Source organism: Streptomyces plumbidurans (genome assembly GCF_019857225.1).
GTDB lineage: Bacteria > Actinomycetota > Actinomycetes > Streptomycetales > Streptomycetaceae > Streptomyces > Streptomyces plumbidurans.
In genome coordinates this window covers 197,006-210,793 of sequence record NZ_JAFJSY010000010.1, presented here as the reverse complement: position 1 = coordinate 210,793, position 13,788 = coordinate 197,006, and the positions used below count along the sequence as shown (strand labels likewise).

Genomic DNA, 13,788 nt, shown 5'->3' with positions numbered 1-13,788 from the left:
TTTCGGTTGCAGTGATCAGTAACGTGCGGGCCATGGCACCCACCGGTTCTGCCTCCGCGCTGCGGCGCACGCTGGGCGTCGGCGATGCAGTCGTCATTGGGCTCGGCTCGATGATCGGAGCCGGCATCTTCGCCGCTCCGGGGCCCGCGGCTCGCGCGGCCGGGTCCGGCCTGCTGCTCGGCCTCGCCGTCGCCGCGGTCGTCGCCTACTGCAACGCCATCGCGTCGGCCCGCCTGGCCGCCCTGTACCCGGCCTCGGGCGGTACCTATGTGTACGGGCGCGAGCGGCTCGGCCCGTTCTGGGGCTACCTCGCCGGCTGGTCGTTCGTCGTCGGAAAGTCCGCCTCCTGCGCGGCGATGGCGCTCACCGTGGGGGCTTACGTCTGGCCCGGGCAGGCGCACGCTGTGGCGGTCGCGGCCGTGGTGGTGCTGACCACGGTGAACTACGGCGGTGTCCAGAAGTCCGCCTGGGTCACGCGGGTGATCGTGGCAGTGGTCCTCGCCGTCCTCGCTTTCGTCGTGGTCGTCTGTCTGGGATCCGGGGCGTCCGACGTCGGGCGCCTGGACGCCGGGGCCTCGGGTGGTGCGGGCGGAGTGCTGCAGGCGGCCGGGCTGCTCTTCTTCGCGTTCGCCGGGTACGCGCGGATCGCGACGCTCGGTGAGGAGGTACGGGATCCGGCGCGCACCATCCCTCGTGCGATCCCCCTGGCTCTGGGCATCGCGCTGGCGGTGTACGCGTGTGTGGCGGTGGCTGTCCTTTCTGTGCTGGGGGCCGGCGGTCTCGGGCACGCCGACGCTCCGCTGGCCGACGCCGTGCGCGCCGCCGGGGTGCCGGGGCTGGTACCGGTGGTACGGGTCGGCGCCGCCGTGGCCGCGCTTGGTTCGTTGCTCGCTCTGCTCCTGGGCGTCTCGCGCACGACGCTCGCCATGGCCCGCGACCGGCATCTGCCCGGTGTGCTGTCGGCCGTGCATCCGCGTTTCCAGGTGCCGCACCGGGCCGAACTGGTTGTGGGCGTGGTGGTTGCGGTCCTGGCCGCCACGGTGGACGTGCGAGGCGCGATCGGGTTCTCCTCCTTCGGTGTGCTGGCCTACTACGCCGTGGCCAACGCCTCGGCCTGGACGCTGAACCCGGCACCGACAACTCGGGTGCTGCCGGCCCTGGGACTCCTCGGGTGCGTGGTGCTGGCGTTCTCGCTGCCGGTGCTGTCGGTGGTGGTAGGCGCGGGTGTACTGGCGGTGGGCGTGATCGCCTATGGCGTACGCCGATGGGTTGCCGCGCGGTAGCGGATCGGACGGGCGAACGGCCGCAGCGGGTTCTTGGCTGGAGCGGGTGAATGGCTGGGGCGGGCAGACTGCCGGGGCGGGTGAACGGCGGCAGCGGGTGAGCCGCGGCTCAAGGCAGGCAGTTGCTGCGACGACGTACGGCCCATCTCGCGGCCGTTACGGCCGTCTCGCGGCCGTCAGGACGCTCGCGCTGCGCCCGAAGTACGTATGCGGAAGTCGGGCCAACGGGCCGTCTCCACCTCCTCGTTCGGCTCGGCATATCGGCAGGGGCAACAGGCCGCAGTCCGTGCCGAATCCGCCGTCGCCCATGCTCAGACAGAGGTCGGCGAGCAGGGGAGGCAGGGTGAAGCCCAGGGTGGCCTCGGCGCGGGCCAGGGTGGGCGCGTCGGCCCGCGCCGTAAGTGAAGGCCGGCCCCATGCACGGGTGTTGTGGGCCTTGGCCACGACCCGTGCCGGCAACTGCTCGTTCTCGCTCATGGGTTCATGATGCAAGGCCGCACTGACAGTCGGGCCGGCCTGTGGACAACTACCGGGCTGTGGGAAACCGGGAGTTGGATGAGGGTCCGGGTTGCGCCTTCGCCGGGCTGGTCAGCGAGTCGCGAACGGCTCGTCGGTCCGCACGATTTCGCGGCCGAGCGGCAGCAGGGAAACTGGGATGAGCTTGAAGTTGGCGATGCCGAACGGGATGCCGATGATCGTGATGCACAGGGCGATGCCCGTGACGATGTGCGCGATCGCCAGCCACCAGCCCGCGAGGATCAGCCACAGCACGTTGCCGATGCACGAGGGCGCACCGGCGTCGCGGCGCTCGACCGTCGTGTACCCGAAGGGCCACAGGGCGTAGACCCCGATACGGAAGGCAGCGATGCCGAACGGGATGCCGATGATCGTGATGCAGAGCAGCAGGCCCGCGGCCATGTATCCGAGGAAGAGCCAGAAGCCGCTCAGGACGAGCCAAATGACGTTCAGGATGGTTTTCACCGGGGTCGACCTGCCATCTTCTCGAGCCGGGAGATGCGCTCCGCCATCGGCGGGTGTGTCGAGAACATCTTGGAGAGCCCCTGGCCCGGCCGGAAGGGGTTCGCGATCATCATATGGCTGGCGGACTCGATGCGCGGCTCGGGCGGCAACGGCAGTTGCTTGGTGCCTGCTTCGAGCTTGCGCAGCGCACTGGCGAGCGCGAGGGGGTCGCCGGTCAGCTGCGCGCCGGACGCGTCGGCCTCGTACTCTCTGGAACGGCTGATGGCCAGTTGGATGAGGGTGGCCGCGAGCGGGCCGAGGATCATGATCAACAACATGCCGAGGATGCCGGGACCGTCGTCGTCGTCCGAGCGGCCGACGGGGATCAGCCATGCGAAGTTGACCAGGAACATGATCACGGAGGCGAGGGCGCCCGCGACCGACGAGATAAGGATGTCGCGGTTGTAGACATGGCTGAGCTCGTGGCCGATGACGCCGCGCAGTTCGCGCTCGTCCAGGATGCGCAGGATGCCTTCCGTGCAGCACACGGCGGCATTGCGCGGATTGCGGCCTGTCGCGAAGGCGTTCGGTGCCTCTGTCGGGGAGATGTACAGGCGCGGCATGGGCTGGCGGGCCTGGGTGGAGAGGTCGCGGACCATGCGGTAGAGGGCAGGTGCCTCGAATTCACTGACCGGGCGGGCCCGCATCGCGCGCAGTGCCAGTTTGTCGCTGTTCCAGTACGCGTACGCGTTCGTGCCCAGAGCGATCACAACCGCGACGACGAGCCCCGTACGGCCGAAGAAACTGCCGATGACGATGATGAGGGCGGACAGTCCCCCGAGGAGTACTGCGGTCCTTAGCCCGTTGTGCCGGCGGTGCACGGTACGCCCTCCAAATGGTGCAGCAGGGGAACCCTTTGCTTGCAGATCTTGCTCGCTGTCTCGGGTGCCACCGGTGCCGTGGCGACACGTCCAGTGGACCCTCCCGTACTGGTCAACGCCAGGCGAGAGCCACTAGTTCCCTTGTGCGTACCGTGCCGTCGGTGGGCCGACCGGGTGACGGCGGCGCCGAGCAGTCGGCGCGGCGGCCCGGGACAAGCCCGTTGTCGGCTCAGAAGAGGGTTGTGTCGGCGAAGCGCAGGATCAGCTGTGGTGCTCCGGACAGGGCGACGCCGAGGACGCCGGTGAGGGTGATGGCCGCGGTGAGCGGCGCCGGGAGGCGGTGCTGGACGGGCTCGCCCTCGGGGGCGCGGAACAGCAGGGCCGTCCATTGGAGGTAGTAGAACAGCGCGATGACGACGTTGGCGGCCATGATCACGGCCAGCCAGCCGAGTCCGGCGTCGACCGCCGCCGAGAACACCGTGACCTTGGCGAACAGGCCGATGATACCTGGGGGAAGTCCGGCCAGGCAGAGCAGGAAGAAGGCCATCACGAGGGCGGCGAGCGGGTTCTTCGCGTACAGGCCCCGGTAGTCCGTGATGCGGTTCGCGCGCCTGGTGCGGCCCACCAGGGCGACCACCGCGAAGGCACCGAGGTTCACGGCCGCGTACATCAGGGCGTAGGCGAGCGTGGATCCGATGGAGTGCTCGGCGTCGTCGGAGTAGGCGGCAGCGGCGATCGGTACGAGGAGGTAGCCGGCCTGGCCCACCGACGACCAGGCGAGCAGGCGTACCGCGCTGTACGCGCGCGTGGCCTGCTGGCGCAGAGCGCCGACGTTGCCGACCGTCATGGTGAGCGCGGCCAGGGCCGCGAGCGCCGGGCCCCAGACGTCGGCGTACGACGGGAAGGCGATGACGGTGACGAGGATCAGGCCGGTGAAGCCGACCGCCTTGCCGACGACCGAGAGGTAGGCGGCGATCGGCAGGGGGGCGCCCACGTAGGTGTCCGGGACCCAGAAGTGGAAGGGCACGGCGGCCGTCTTGAAGGCGAAGCCGACGAGGGTGAGGGCCACCCCGGTCTGCGCGAGGGTGTGCAGTTGGCTGTCGACGTGCTGGATGCGGTCGGCGACCTGCGTGAGGTACAGGGTGCCCGTGGAGGCGTACACGAAGCTGATGCCCATGAGGCTGACGGCGGTCGCGGTGACCGACGACAGGAAGAATTTCAGGGCGGCTTCGGAGGACTTCTTGTCGCCGTGCCGCAGGCCGACGAGCGCGAAGGCGGGCAGGGAGGCGACCTCCAGGGCGACGATGAGGGTCGCGAGGTCGCGGGAGGCGGGCAGGAGGGCGGCTCCGGCCGCGGAGGAGAGCAGCAGGAACCAGTACTCCCCTTCGGGGAGTTGTTTGTCGGCGTCCTTCAGTGCGGTGACCGACAGGAGGGCGGACAGGAGGGCGCCGCCGAGTACGAGGAACTGGACGACCAGGGTGAAGCGGTCGGCCGTGTAGCTGCACGCGTGCGTGCCGTGCACGCAGAAGGTGCTGCGGTCGCCGTCGAGCAGTGGCAGGAGCATCAGTGCGGCGGCGGCCAGGCCCGCGACGGAGATCCAGCCGAGGAGGGGTTTGCGCGCCTCCGGTACGAACAGGTCGGCGACGAGCACCGCGATCGCCACCACGGCGGCGACGGTCGGCGGCGCGACGGCGAGCCAGTCGACGGACTGGATGAGGTTCGCGGCCAGCGGCTGGGCCAGGGAACTCATCGGGCGCCTCCTGCGAACAGCTGCTGGACGGCCGGATCGGTCAGGCCCAGGAGGGCCTTGGGCCACAGCCCGGCGACGACGGTAAGGGCGACGAGCGGGGTCCAGGCCGCGAACTCGTACGTGTGGACGTCGGCGAGCTGCGACGCTTCCTGCGGTACGGCGCCCATGCAGACGCGGCGGACCACGACGAGCATGTACGCGGCTGTCAGGAGGGTGCCGAAGGCCGCGATCGCCATGAAGGTGAGGAAGGCGGGACGGCTGAGGTCGTCGGCGGGCTTGAAGGCGCCGAACAGGGCGAGCATCTCGCCCCAGAAGCCGGCCAGGCCGGGAAGACCCAGCGAAGCGACCGCTCCGAAGGCGAGCAGGCCACCGAGGCGTGGCGCCTTGCCGTAGAGGGCGGCTCCGGTCTTGTCGGCGAGGCTGTCGAGGTCGGTGGTGCCGGTGCGGTCCTTGAGCGCGCCGACCAGGAAGAACAGCAGTCCGGTGATGAGGCCGTGGGCGATGTTGGCGAACAGGGCGCCGTTCACGCCGGTCGGCGTCATGGTCGCGATGCCGAGCAGGACGAAGCCCATGTGGCCGACGGACGAGTAGGCGATGAGGCGCTTGAGGTCGCCCTTCGCGCCCTGTTTGGCGAGGGACAGGCAGGCGAGGGATCCGTAGATGATCCCGACGACGGCGAAGGCGGCGAGGTAGGGCGCGAAGGTGTGGAAGCCGTGCGGCGCGATCGGCAGGATGATCCGGACGAACCCGTACGTACCCATCTTCAGCAGTACGCCTGCCAGCAGGACCGAGCCGACGGTCGGCGCGGAGGTGTGGGCGTCGGGCAGCCAACTGTGCAGCGGCCACATCGGCGTCTTGACCGCGAGCCCGAGCCCGATCGCCAGAACTGCGATGACCTGCACAGATGCGGTCAGCGACCGGCCGTTGTCAGTGGCGAGTGCCACCATGTCGAATGTGCCGGCCTTGATCCCGATCAGGAGCAGGCCGAGCAGCATGACGACCGAACCGAGCAGTGTGTAGAGGATGAACCGCCAGGCGGCCTGGGTCCTGCCCTCGCCGCCCCAGAGGGCGATGAGGAAGTACATCGGGATGAGCACCATCTCGAACGCGAGGAAGAACAGCAGCAGATCGAGGACGGCGAAGCTCGCGAGCGTGCCGGACTCGAGGACCAGCAGCAGTGCGACGAAGGCCTTCGGGGTCGGGCCCGCGGGCATCTTGAAGTACGAGTAGAGCGCGCAGAGGAAGGTCAGCAGCGCGGTCAGGACCAGAAGGGGGAGGGAGATGCCGTCGATGCCGAGGTGGACCCGCACGTCGAGTGCGGGGATCCAGCTGATGTCGGTCGTGGCCTGCATCTTCGACGGGTGGTCGTGGTCGAAGCCGAGCGCGAGGACGATCGCCGCGATGAGGACCGCTGCGGTGACGGTCACGCCGTGCCGCAGCACGGCCTGCTCGGGCGACTTCCCCTTCAGCCCGGGCGGGGCGGGCAGGAGCGCGGCGAGCGCACCGAGAAGCGGCACGACGACGATCAACGCCAGAAGGAACTGCATCACGGACTCGCTGATATCGATCACGCCTGCTCACGCTCCCGTGGCGACAAGGACGGCGGCGACCGCGAGGACGACGGTGCCGGCGAGCAGCGCGCTCACATAGGTCTGCACATTGCCGGTCTGGGCGCGCCGTACGGCGGCTCCCAGCAGGCGGGGTAGGGCTCCCGCGCCGCGTACGTAGGTCTCGACGACCTCGCGGTCCAGGAACCGAACGAGGCTCGCGCCAGCCAGCACTGGGCGGACGAAGAGTGCCGCGTACACGGCGTCGAGGTGGAAGCCGACGGCCGCGTGCCGGTGCAGCGGGCCGAGCAGCAGCCGTCCGGGGTCCGCCGGGTCGGGTGCGGAGGCGACGTCGCCGTAGGCGGGTGCGTGGGTGGCGATGGCCTCGGCCTCGACGAGTCCGGCGTCGCCCTCGGGGTGGGCGGCGACCGCGCCGAGCGGGACACGGGCCGCGGCTGCCGTGCTGTGTCGCCAGGCCGCGTAGGTGACGATGCCGCCGATCAGGGCCACTCCCGTGCCGAGGACGGAGGTGGTGAGGGTCGGGGCGAGGTCCCGACCGTCGAACCAGTCGGGCAGCGAACGGTAGGCGAACCCGCCGAGCGCCAGGGACGGGACGGCGAGCACCCACAGCACCGCGGTCATGGTGAGCGGCTGGCGGCCGTGGTCGGGAGCCTCGGTGCCCTGTCCGCGGAAGGCGAGCAGCCAGAGGCGCGTCGCGTACGCGGCGGTGAGTGCCGCGGTGATCAGGCCGGCGACGAGGGTGATCCAGCCCGCGGTGCCGGGGGCGTGCTCGGTGTATCCGGTGGCGACGTGTTCCGCGGCGCCGAGGACGGCGTCCTTGGAGAAGAAGCCGCTGAAGGGCGGGATCGCGGCGAGCGCGAGGAGCGCCACGGTCATCGTCCAGAAGGCGTCGGGGACGCGGTCGCGCAGGTTGCCCATGCGGGACATGGCGGCCAGCGAGTTGGTGCCGGCGGCGTGGATGATCACGCCGGCGGCGAGGAACAGCAGCGCCTTGAAGGCGCCGTGGGACAGGAGGTGGAAGACGGCGGCGCCGCGGTCGCCGACGGCGAGGGCGCCGGTCATGTAGCCGAGTTGGCCGATCGTCGAGTAGGCGAGGACGCGCTTGATGTCGTCCTGGGCGAGTGCGGCGAGGCCCGAGCCGAGCATGGTGACGGCGGCCATGACGGCCAGGACGACCATCGCGGCCGAGGAGGCCTCGAAGACCGGGAGGAGGCGGGCGACGAAGTAGACACCGGCGGCGACCATTGTCGCGGCGTGGATCAGCGCGGAGACCGGCGTCGGGCCCGCCATCGCGTCGGGGAGCCAGGTGTGCAGCGGGAACTGCGCCGACTTGCCCGCCACGCCCGCAAGGAGCAGCAGGGCGATCAGCGTCGGGTGGTGGAGGCCGCCGCTCGCGACGGCGCCGAGGACCTTCGTGATCCGGAAGGAGCCGGTGTCGGTGGCGAGGGCGAACAAACCGATGAGGAAGGGGACATCACCGAGCTTCGTCACCAGGAAGGCCTTGATGGAGGCGGCGCGGGCCTCCGGGGTCTCCCAATAGTGGCCGACCAGGAAGTACGAGCAGATGCCCATGATCTCCCAGCCGACCAGCAGCACGATCAGGTCGCCGGAGTAGACGACGAGCAGCATCGCGGAGGTGAAGAGGGAGACGAGCGCGGCGTACGAGGGGTAGCGCGGGTCGTCGCGCAGGTAGCCCGTCGAGTAGATCTGCACGCACGAGGCGACGACGCCGACCAGGACGGCGACGAGGGCGGCGAAGCCGTCGATGTGCAGGGCGAGTTCGACGGGGACCGAGCCGGTGGGCGTGAGTTCGGTGTGGGCGTCGACGGCCTGGTCGCCCCCCTGGCGTACGGCGACCAGCACGGCCAGCACGAACGAGGCGAGGGTCGGCAGTACCGCGAGAGGGCGGACGAAGCCGGGGGCCGTGCGGCCCAGGAGCAGGCCGGCCGCGGCGCCCAGGAACGGCAGCAGGGGAACGAGGACGGCGAGGGTGGTCGTGGTCACGCGGTGGCCTCAGCCTTCCCGGTCTGATCCGTCGTCGGGGCGTCGCCTTCCGGGCCGTCGCTCTCGTGGCCCTCGGCGCTGTCGCGCAGTCTGTCGATGTCGGAGGTGCCGCGGTTGCGGTAGACGGCGAGGACGATCGCCAGGCCGATGCCGATCTCGGCGGCGGCGATGGCGATGGTGAACAGGGTCAGGGCCTGGCCGGAGTGCAGGGTGTCCCGGGCGGCCTTGCTGAGCCAGACGTCGAAGGCGACGAGGTTGAGGTTGACGGCGTTGAGCATCAGCTCGACGGACATCAGGACCAGGATCGCGTTGCGGCGGGCGAGGACGCCGTACAGGCCGGTGCAGAACAGGAGGGCGGAGAGCACGGCGGGATAGGCGAGATGCATCAGCGGGCGCCTTCCTGCTCGGCCGGATCGGTTGTCCCGACCTGATCGGTTGCCTGGACCGGATCGGTTGCCTGGGCCGGCTCCTTTCGCCCTGACGGGTGATTCCGGGAATCCGGGACGGATGGGGAACTGCCGGACCCGGCCCGGGAGTTCACAGGGGGAGAGCTCGACTCCGCCTTCGCCTTGCGGGACAGGACGATCGCGCCGACCAGGGCCGCGAGGAGAAGGACGGAGAGGGCCTCGAAGGGGAGCACCCAGTTCTGGAAGAGGCTCGCCCCGGTGACGGCGGTGGAGCCGGCGGCCGGACCGTCCAGGTCGATCCAGGTCGCACGGAATGCGTCGACGACGACCCAGACCAGGGCGGCGGCCGAGGCGACGGCCACGGTGAGTGCGGCCCAGCGGTTGCCGGAGTCGGCGTCCGGCGAGCGGCCGATGGGTGCCCTGGTGAGCATCAGACCGAACAGAAGGAGGACCACGACGGAGCCGACATAGATGAGGACCTGCACCCAGGCGATGAACTCGGCGGTGAGCAGCAGGTATTCGACGGCCAGACCGCCGAGGGTGACCACCAGCCACAGGGCGGCGTGCACCAGTTGGCGGGTGGTGACGGTGACGAGGGCGGCGCCGAAGGTGACGAGGCCGACGAGGAGGAAGGCGATCTCGACGCCGGTCGGGGAGAGGAAGCCGTGGGTGTCGGCGGCCAGGCTCGTGGCGGGGGCCGCGGTCACGGCTGAGGCTGTGGCTGTGGCTGTGGCTGCGACGAGGCTCACGACTCTCCTTCCTGGGGCTCGGCCTGGGCGGCCGCCAGCTTCTCGGCGGCCTTGCGGGCGGCGGCGATCTCCTTCGGTTCCTCGGCGGCCGGGTCGAGGGCCGGCGGGGCGGGCACCGTCCACATCCAGTCGCGGAGCTTGTCGCGTTCGTGGGTGAGTTCGTGGATGTCGGTCTCGGCGTACTCGAACTCCGGGGACCAGAACAGGGCGTCGAAAGGACAGACCTCGATGCAGATACCGCAGTACATGCACAGGGCGAAGTCGATGGCGAAGCGGTCGAGGACGTTGCGGCTGCGTTCGCGGCCACCGGGGGTCGCCGCCGGGACCGTCTCCTTGTGGGAGTCGATGTAGATGCACCAGTCCGGGCACTCCCGGGCGCAGAGCATGCAGACCGTGCAGTTCTCCTCGAACAGAGCGATGACGCCACGGCTGCGGGGCGGCAGGTCGGGCAGGACGTCCGGGTACTGAGCGGTGACGGTCTTCTTCGTCATCGTGCGCAGGGTGACGGCCAGACCCTTGGCCAGGCCCGCGCCGGGGATGCGGGACCGGGTGGAGGGGAGCGGCTCCGTCATCAGGAGATCACCACCTTGACGATGCCGGTGAGGGCGATCTGAGCGAGGGAGAGGGGGACGAGGAGGGTCCAGGAGAGCTTCTGGAGCTGGTCCTCGCGCAGGCGGGGATAGGTGACGCGGAGCCAGATCACGAGGAAGGCGAGGACGGCCGTCTTCAGCAGGGTCCACACCCAGCCGAGGCCGTCGGAGCCCCAGGGGCCGTGCCAGCCGCCCAGGAACAGGACGGTGGTCAGGCCGCACAGGACGATGATTCCGGCGTACTCGGCGAGGAGGAACAGTGCGAAACGCAGGCCCGTGTATTCGGTGTACGCGCCGAAGATGATCTCCGAGTCGGCGACGGGCATGTCGAAGGGCGGGCGCTGGAGTTCGGCGAGGCCGGCGACGAAGAAGACGATCGCGCCGACGATCTGCCAGGGAAGCCACCACCACTGGAAGGCGTCGAGGATGCCGGGGAGGGAGACGGTACCGGCCGCCATGGCCACCGAGGCGGCGGTGAGGAGCATCGGGAGTTCGTAGGCGAGGAGCTGAGCGGCGGTGCGCAGGCCGCCGAGGAGGGAGAACTTGTTGGCGGAGGCCCAACCGGCCATGAGGGAGCCGAGGACGCCCACGCCCATCACCGCGAGGACAAAGAAGACGCCCGCATCGAGGACCTGACCGACCGCGCCCTCTCCCGGGCCGATGGGGATGGCCAGCAGGACGACGAGGTACGGGAGGAGGGCGACGGCCGGGGCGAGCTGGAAGACGCGGCGGTCCGCGCCCGCCGGGACGACGTCCTCCTTCTGCGCGAACTTGACTCCGTCGGCGACGAGTTGGGCCCAGCCGTGGAAGCCGCCGGCGTACATCGGGCCGAGGCGGCCCTGCATGTGAGCCATGACCTTGTGCTCGGTCTGGCCCACGATCAGGGGGAAGGTGAGGAAGACGACGAACACGATCAGGAGTCGCAGGGTGACGTCCAGGGCGTCGGTCACTGCGTACCTCCTGAGGGGGGGTCTGGGTTTTCGGCTGGGTCTTCGGGGGTGGGCGGGGCTTTGTCGGCGGGGGTGTCCTGCGTGGTGGGCTTTGGGCTGGGCTCCGGGTCTGGGCTGGGCTGCGGCTCTGGGCTCGGCTTCGGTTCCGCGCTGGGCTTGGGTTCCGGGCCGGGCTTCGGTTCCGGGCTCGGCACCGGCTCCGGGCTGAGCTCCGGCTCCGCGCTGGACTTTGGGCTCGGGCTTGGGCTCGGCTTCGGCTCCGCTGGCTTCACCGCGGGACCCGGCTCCGTTGTCGCACCGGCCTTCGCGCTCTGCTCTGCCTCGGCCTCCGGTTCCGCCCCCGCGCTCCCCTTCGCTTCCGGTTCCGCATCGTCGAAAGCCGGGCGGGCGTGGTGCCAAGGGGCGTCCGAACTGCGGGGGGCGGGGCGGGTGTTCGGGGCCTGTGGCGACGGGGTTTCGGCAGCCTGCGAGGCCGAACCGTCTCTCGCGCGGCGCGAGCGGCGCGGTGCAGCCGTGCCGGCCGCACCCTGCCGCTGGTCGGCCGCGGGCGAGGCCGTCTGACTCGCCGAACCTTCCGCCGCGGACCGCGCACGCCGCGGCCCAGCCTCCGCCTCACCCGACGCCCCGCCAACCCCGGCCGCCGCCTGCCCGGCCGAACCCTCGGCTCCAGACGCCTGACTCGCCGAACCCTCCGCCGCCGACCGCGCACGACGCGGCCCAGCCGCACCCTCACCCGGCACCCCGGCCGCCGCACCCTCGGCCCCAGCCGCCTGGCTCACCGAACCCTCGGCCGCCGACCGCGCACGACGCGGCGCAGCCCCCGCCTCACCCGATGGTCCCGAACCTCCAGCCGCCCCCTGACCAGCCGAACCACCCGCAGCCCCAGCCGCCCCCTGGCTGACCGACCCCTCCCCCACCGACCGCGCTCGGCGGGCAGGCCGTTCCCCAGTCCCTGCTCGCGCCGCGCCTCGGCCCGCGGCCGTGCCCGTGCTGCGGGTCGGGCGGGACGGTGCTGGGGGGAGCTGTCCCTTCAAGGGGCCCCATTCGTTGGGGTCGGGGACGCCTGGGGGGAGCATTTGGCGGCGCTTGGGGGTGCCGTGGTCGGATTCGCCTGGTTCCTTGGCGCCGGGCCAGGCCTTGGCGACGCGGGCGGCGAGGACGAAGTCCTTGCGGAGGGGGTGGCCCTCGAAGGTGTCCGGGAGCAGGAGGTGGTCGAGGCCGGGGTGGCCCTCGAAGTGGACGCCGAACATTTCGTGGGTCTCGCGTTCGTGCCAGGCCGCGCCCGCGTAGACGTCGACGGCGGAGGGCAGCGTCGGGGCGTCGTGCGGGACGGTGGTGCGGATCAGCAGGCGACGAAGAGGGGACAGGGAGACGACGTGGGCCGAGACGCGGAACCCTGTGCCCGGTTCGTCGACCGCGCTCAGCCAGTCGAAATAGGTGCAGGAGAGGCGGTCGCGCGCGACTTCCAGGGCGGTGAGCCAGGACGCCGGAGGGACGTCGACCGTCAGGACCTCGTAGGACTCCTCGGCCGTGGCCTCCGGGCCGAAGAGTTCCTCCGCGGGGGCGGGCAGCCAGCCGACCGTGCTCATCGGTCCTCCCCGGACGGGGGCGTGGCGGCGGGCGGCTCGACCAGGGGGCTCTGCAGGGCCGCGGCGGAGGGCCGGGAGGTGCCGTAGCGCTCCCCCAGGGACTCGCGTGCGATCTTCTCCTGGAGCTTGAGGATGCCCTGGAGCAGGGCCTCGGGGCGGGGCGGGCAGCCGGGGACGTAGACGTCGACGGGGATGATCTGGTCGACGCCCTTGGTGACGGAGTAGGAGTCCCAGTAGGGGCCGCCGCAGTTGCTGCATGCGCCGAAGGAGATGACGTACTTCGGCTCGGGCATCTGCTCGTACAGGCGCTTCACGGCCGGGGCCATCTTGTCCGTGACCGTGCCCGAGACCACCATCAGGTCGGCCTGGCGCGGGCCCGGCGCGAAGGGGATGACGCCGAGGCGGATGAAGTCGTGGCGGGCCATCGACGCGGCGATGAACTCGATCGCGCAGCAGGCGAGGCCGAAGTTGAAGACCCACAGGGAGTAGCGGCGGCCCCAGTTCAGGACCACCTTCATCGGTTCCGGTGCGAGGCGGGCCAGTGCGCCCAGCCTCTTCGGCTCCGGCAGCAGCACGGGCTGCGTGGCAGGGGGCTCGGCCGACTGCCCGTTGGTGTCCGGCGTCGTCACGTCCATGCCAGAACGCCCTTCTTGTACGCGTAGAGCAGGCCCACGGCCAGGAAGCCGAGGAAGATGAACATCTCGACGAGGGTGGTGGCGCCGTAGCCGGGGGCGGCGTAGACCGTCGCCCAGGGGAACAGGAAGATCGAGTCGACGGCGAAGATGACGTAGAGGAAGGCGTAGACGTAGTAGCGGACCTGGGTGTGGGCCCAGCCCTCGCCGACGGGGTCGACTCCGCACTCGTACGTCAGCAGCTTCTCCGGGGTGGGCACGACCGGGCGCAGCAGCCGGCCCGCTCCGAAGGCGACGGCGACGAACAGCACGCCGACGACGGCCAGCAGTCCGACGACCGAGTACGACTGGAAGTAGTCCGCCGCGACGACGGTCGGTTCCCGCACGTCCGTGCCCTCGCTCCCTGATACGACTTGCTGATACGA

Annotated in this window: 14 protein-coding genes; 1 reads left to right on the top strand and 13 read right to left on the bottom strand. The window is 70.7% G+C overall.

The window, feature by feature from the left end:
- The first annotated feature begins 32 nt into the window (after positions 1–32).
- Positions 33–1,283 (top strand): APC family permease, encoded by a 1,251-nt coding sequence (locus tag JYK17_RS09580; RefSeq protein ID WP_222810182.1) that lies wholly within the window; start codon positions 33–35, stop codon positions 1,281–1,283.
- 156 nt (positions 1,284–1,439) lie between these two features.
- Here the strand turns inward: JYK17_RS09580 and JYK17_RS09575 are convergent, their stop codons facing one another.
- The 13 genes from JYK17_RS09575 to JYK17_RS09515 form a co-directional block, all read right to left on the bottom strand.
- A complete protein-coding gene (locus JYK17_RS09575; protein ID WP_222810181.1) occupies positions 1,440–1,760 on the bottom strand; it encodes a hypothetical protein in 321 nt (106 codons plus the stop codon).
- Positions 1,761–1,871: 111 nt separating this feature from the next.
- Positions 1,872–2,264, bottom strand: coding sequence for a YccF domain-containing protein (locus tag JYK17_RS09570; protein WP_016437686.1), 393 nt, complete (start codon positions 2,262–2,264; stop codon positions 1,872–1,874).
- Positions 2,261–3,124: a zinc metalloprotease HtpX gene (gene htpX / locus JYK17_RS09565; protein ID WP_108014564.1), complete on the bottom strand. Its 864-nt coding sequence runs from the start codon at positions 3,122–3,124 to the stop codon at positions 2,261–2,263. The genes JYK17_RS09570 and htpX overlap by 4 nt, the downstream gene beginning before the upstream one ends.
- 229 nt (positions 3,125–3,353) lie before the next feature.
- Entirely contained in the window at positions 3,354–4,874 is a 1,521-nt protein-coding gene (locus JYK17_RS09560) for an NADH-quinone oxidoreductase subunit N (RefSeq protein ID WP_222810180.1), read from the bottom strand.
- A complete protein-coding gene (locus tag JYK17_RS09555; protein ID WP_222810179.1) occupies positions 4,871–6,445 on the bottom strand; it encodes a complex I subunit 4 family protein in 1,575 nt (524 codons plus the stop codon). Before JYK17_RS09555 ends, JYK17_RS09560 begins: the two co-directional genes overlap by 4 nt.
- A gap of 6 nt (positions 6,446–6,451) precedes the next feature.
- Positions 6,452–8,446, bottom strand: coding sequence for an NADH-quinone oxidoreductase subunit 5 family protein (locus JYK17_RS09550; RefSeq protein WP_222810178.1), 1,995 nt, complete (start codon positions 8,444–8,446; stop codon positions 6,452–6,454).
- Positions 8,443–8,832: an NADH-quinone oxidoreductase subunit NuoK gene (gene nuoK, locus JYK17_RS09545; RefSeq protein ID WP_222810177.1), complete on the bottom strand. Its 390-nt coding sequence runs from the start codon at positions 8,830–8,832 to the stop codon at positions 8,443–8,445. Before nuoK ends, JYK17_RS09550 begins: the two co-directional genes overlap by 4 nt.
- Positions 8,832–9,560: an NADH-quinone oxidoreductase subunit J family protein gene (locus JYK17_RS09540; protein ID WP_222810176.1), complete on the bottom strand. Its 729-nt coding sequence runs from the start codon at positions 9,558–9,560 to the stop codon at positions 8,832–8,834. Before JYK17_RS09540 ends, nuoK begins: the two co-directional genes overlap by 1 nt.
- A 38-nt stretch (positions 9,561–9,598) precedes the next feature.
- Positions 9,599–10,174 carry a NuoI/complex I 23 kDa subunit family protein gene (locus tag JYK17_RS09535; RefSeq protein WP_108014559.1) on the bottom strand — a complete coding sequence of 192 codons (576 nt, stop codon included), beginning with the start codon at positions 10,172–10,174 and terminating at the stop codon, positions 9,599–9,601.
- The gene (locus JYK17_RS09530; RefSeq protein WP_108014558.1) at positions 10,174–11,142 is read right to left on the bottom strand and encodes a complex I subunit 1/NuoH family protein; all 969 of its coding nucleotides are present in this window, start codon (positions 11,140–11,142) and stop codon (positions 10,174–10,176) included. The genes JYK17_RS09535 and JYK17_RS09530 overlap by 1 nt, the downstream gene beginning before the upstream one ends.
- Positions 11,139–12,731, bottom strand: coding sequence for an NADH-quinone oxidoreductase subunit C (locus tag JYK17_RS09525; protein ID WP_222810175.1), 1,593 nt, complete (start codon positions 12,729–12,731; stop codon positions 11,139–11,141). Before JYK17_RS09525 ends, JYK17_RS09530 begins: the two co-directional genes overlap by 4 nt.
- Positions 12,728–13,366 (bottom strand): NADH-quinone oxidoreductase subunit B, encoded by a 639-nt coding sequence (locus JYK17_RS09520; RefSeq protein WP_108014556.1) that lies wholly within the window; start codon positions 13,364–13,366, stop codon positions 12,728–12,730. The genes JYK17_RS09525 and JYK17_RS09520 overlap by 4 nt, the downstream gene beginning before the upstream one ends.
- Positions 13,357–13,749 (bottom strand): NADH-quinone oxidoreductase subunit A, encoded by a 393-nt coding sequence (locus JYK17_RS09515; protein WP_108014555.1) that lies wholly within the window; start codon positions 13,747–13,749, stop codon positions 13,357–13,359. Before JYK17_RS09515 ends, JYK17_RS09520 begins: the two co-directional genes overlap by 10 nt.
- Positions 13,750–13,788: the final 39 nt, after the last annotated feature.

What these genes read in the sequence shown, in the direction of transcription:
- JYK17_RS09535 (WP_108014559.1), bottom strand. Translation starts at nt 10,174, where the DNA reads ATGACGGAGCCGCTCCCCTCCACCCGGTCCCGCATCCCCGGCGCGGGC.
- JYK17_RS09525 (WP_222810175.1), bottom strand. Translation starts at nt 12,731, where the DNA reads ATGAGCACGGTCGGCTGGCTGCCCGCCCCCGCGGAGGAACTCTTCGGC.
- JYK17_RS09560 (WP_222810180.1), bottom strand. Translation starts at nt 4,874, where the DNA reads ATGAGTTCCCTGGCCCAGCCGCTGGCCGCGAACCTCATCCAGTCCGTC.
- nuoK (WP_222810177.1), bottom strand. Translation starts at nt 8,832, where the DNA reads ATGCATCTCGCCTATCCCGCCGTGCTCTCCGCCCTCCTGTTCTGCACC.
- JYK17_RS09580 (WP_222810182.1), top strand. Translation starts at nt 33, where the DNA reads ATGGCACCCACCGGTTCTGCCTCCGCGCTGCGGCGCACGCTGGGCGTC.
- JYK17_RS09520 (WP_108014556.1), bottom strand. Translation starts at nt 13,366, where the DNA reads ATGGACGTGACGACGCCGGACACCAACGGGCAGTCGGCCGAGCCCCCT.
- JYK17_RS09575 (WP_222810181.1), bottom strand. Translation starts at nt 1,760, where the DNA reads ATGAGCGAGAACGAGCAGTTGCCGGCACGGGTCGTGGCCAAGGCCCAC.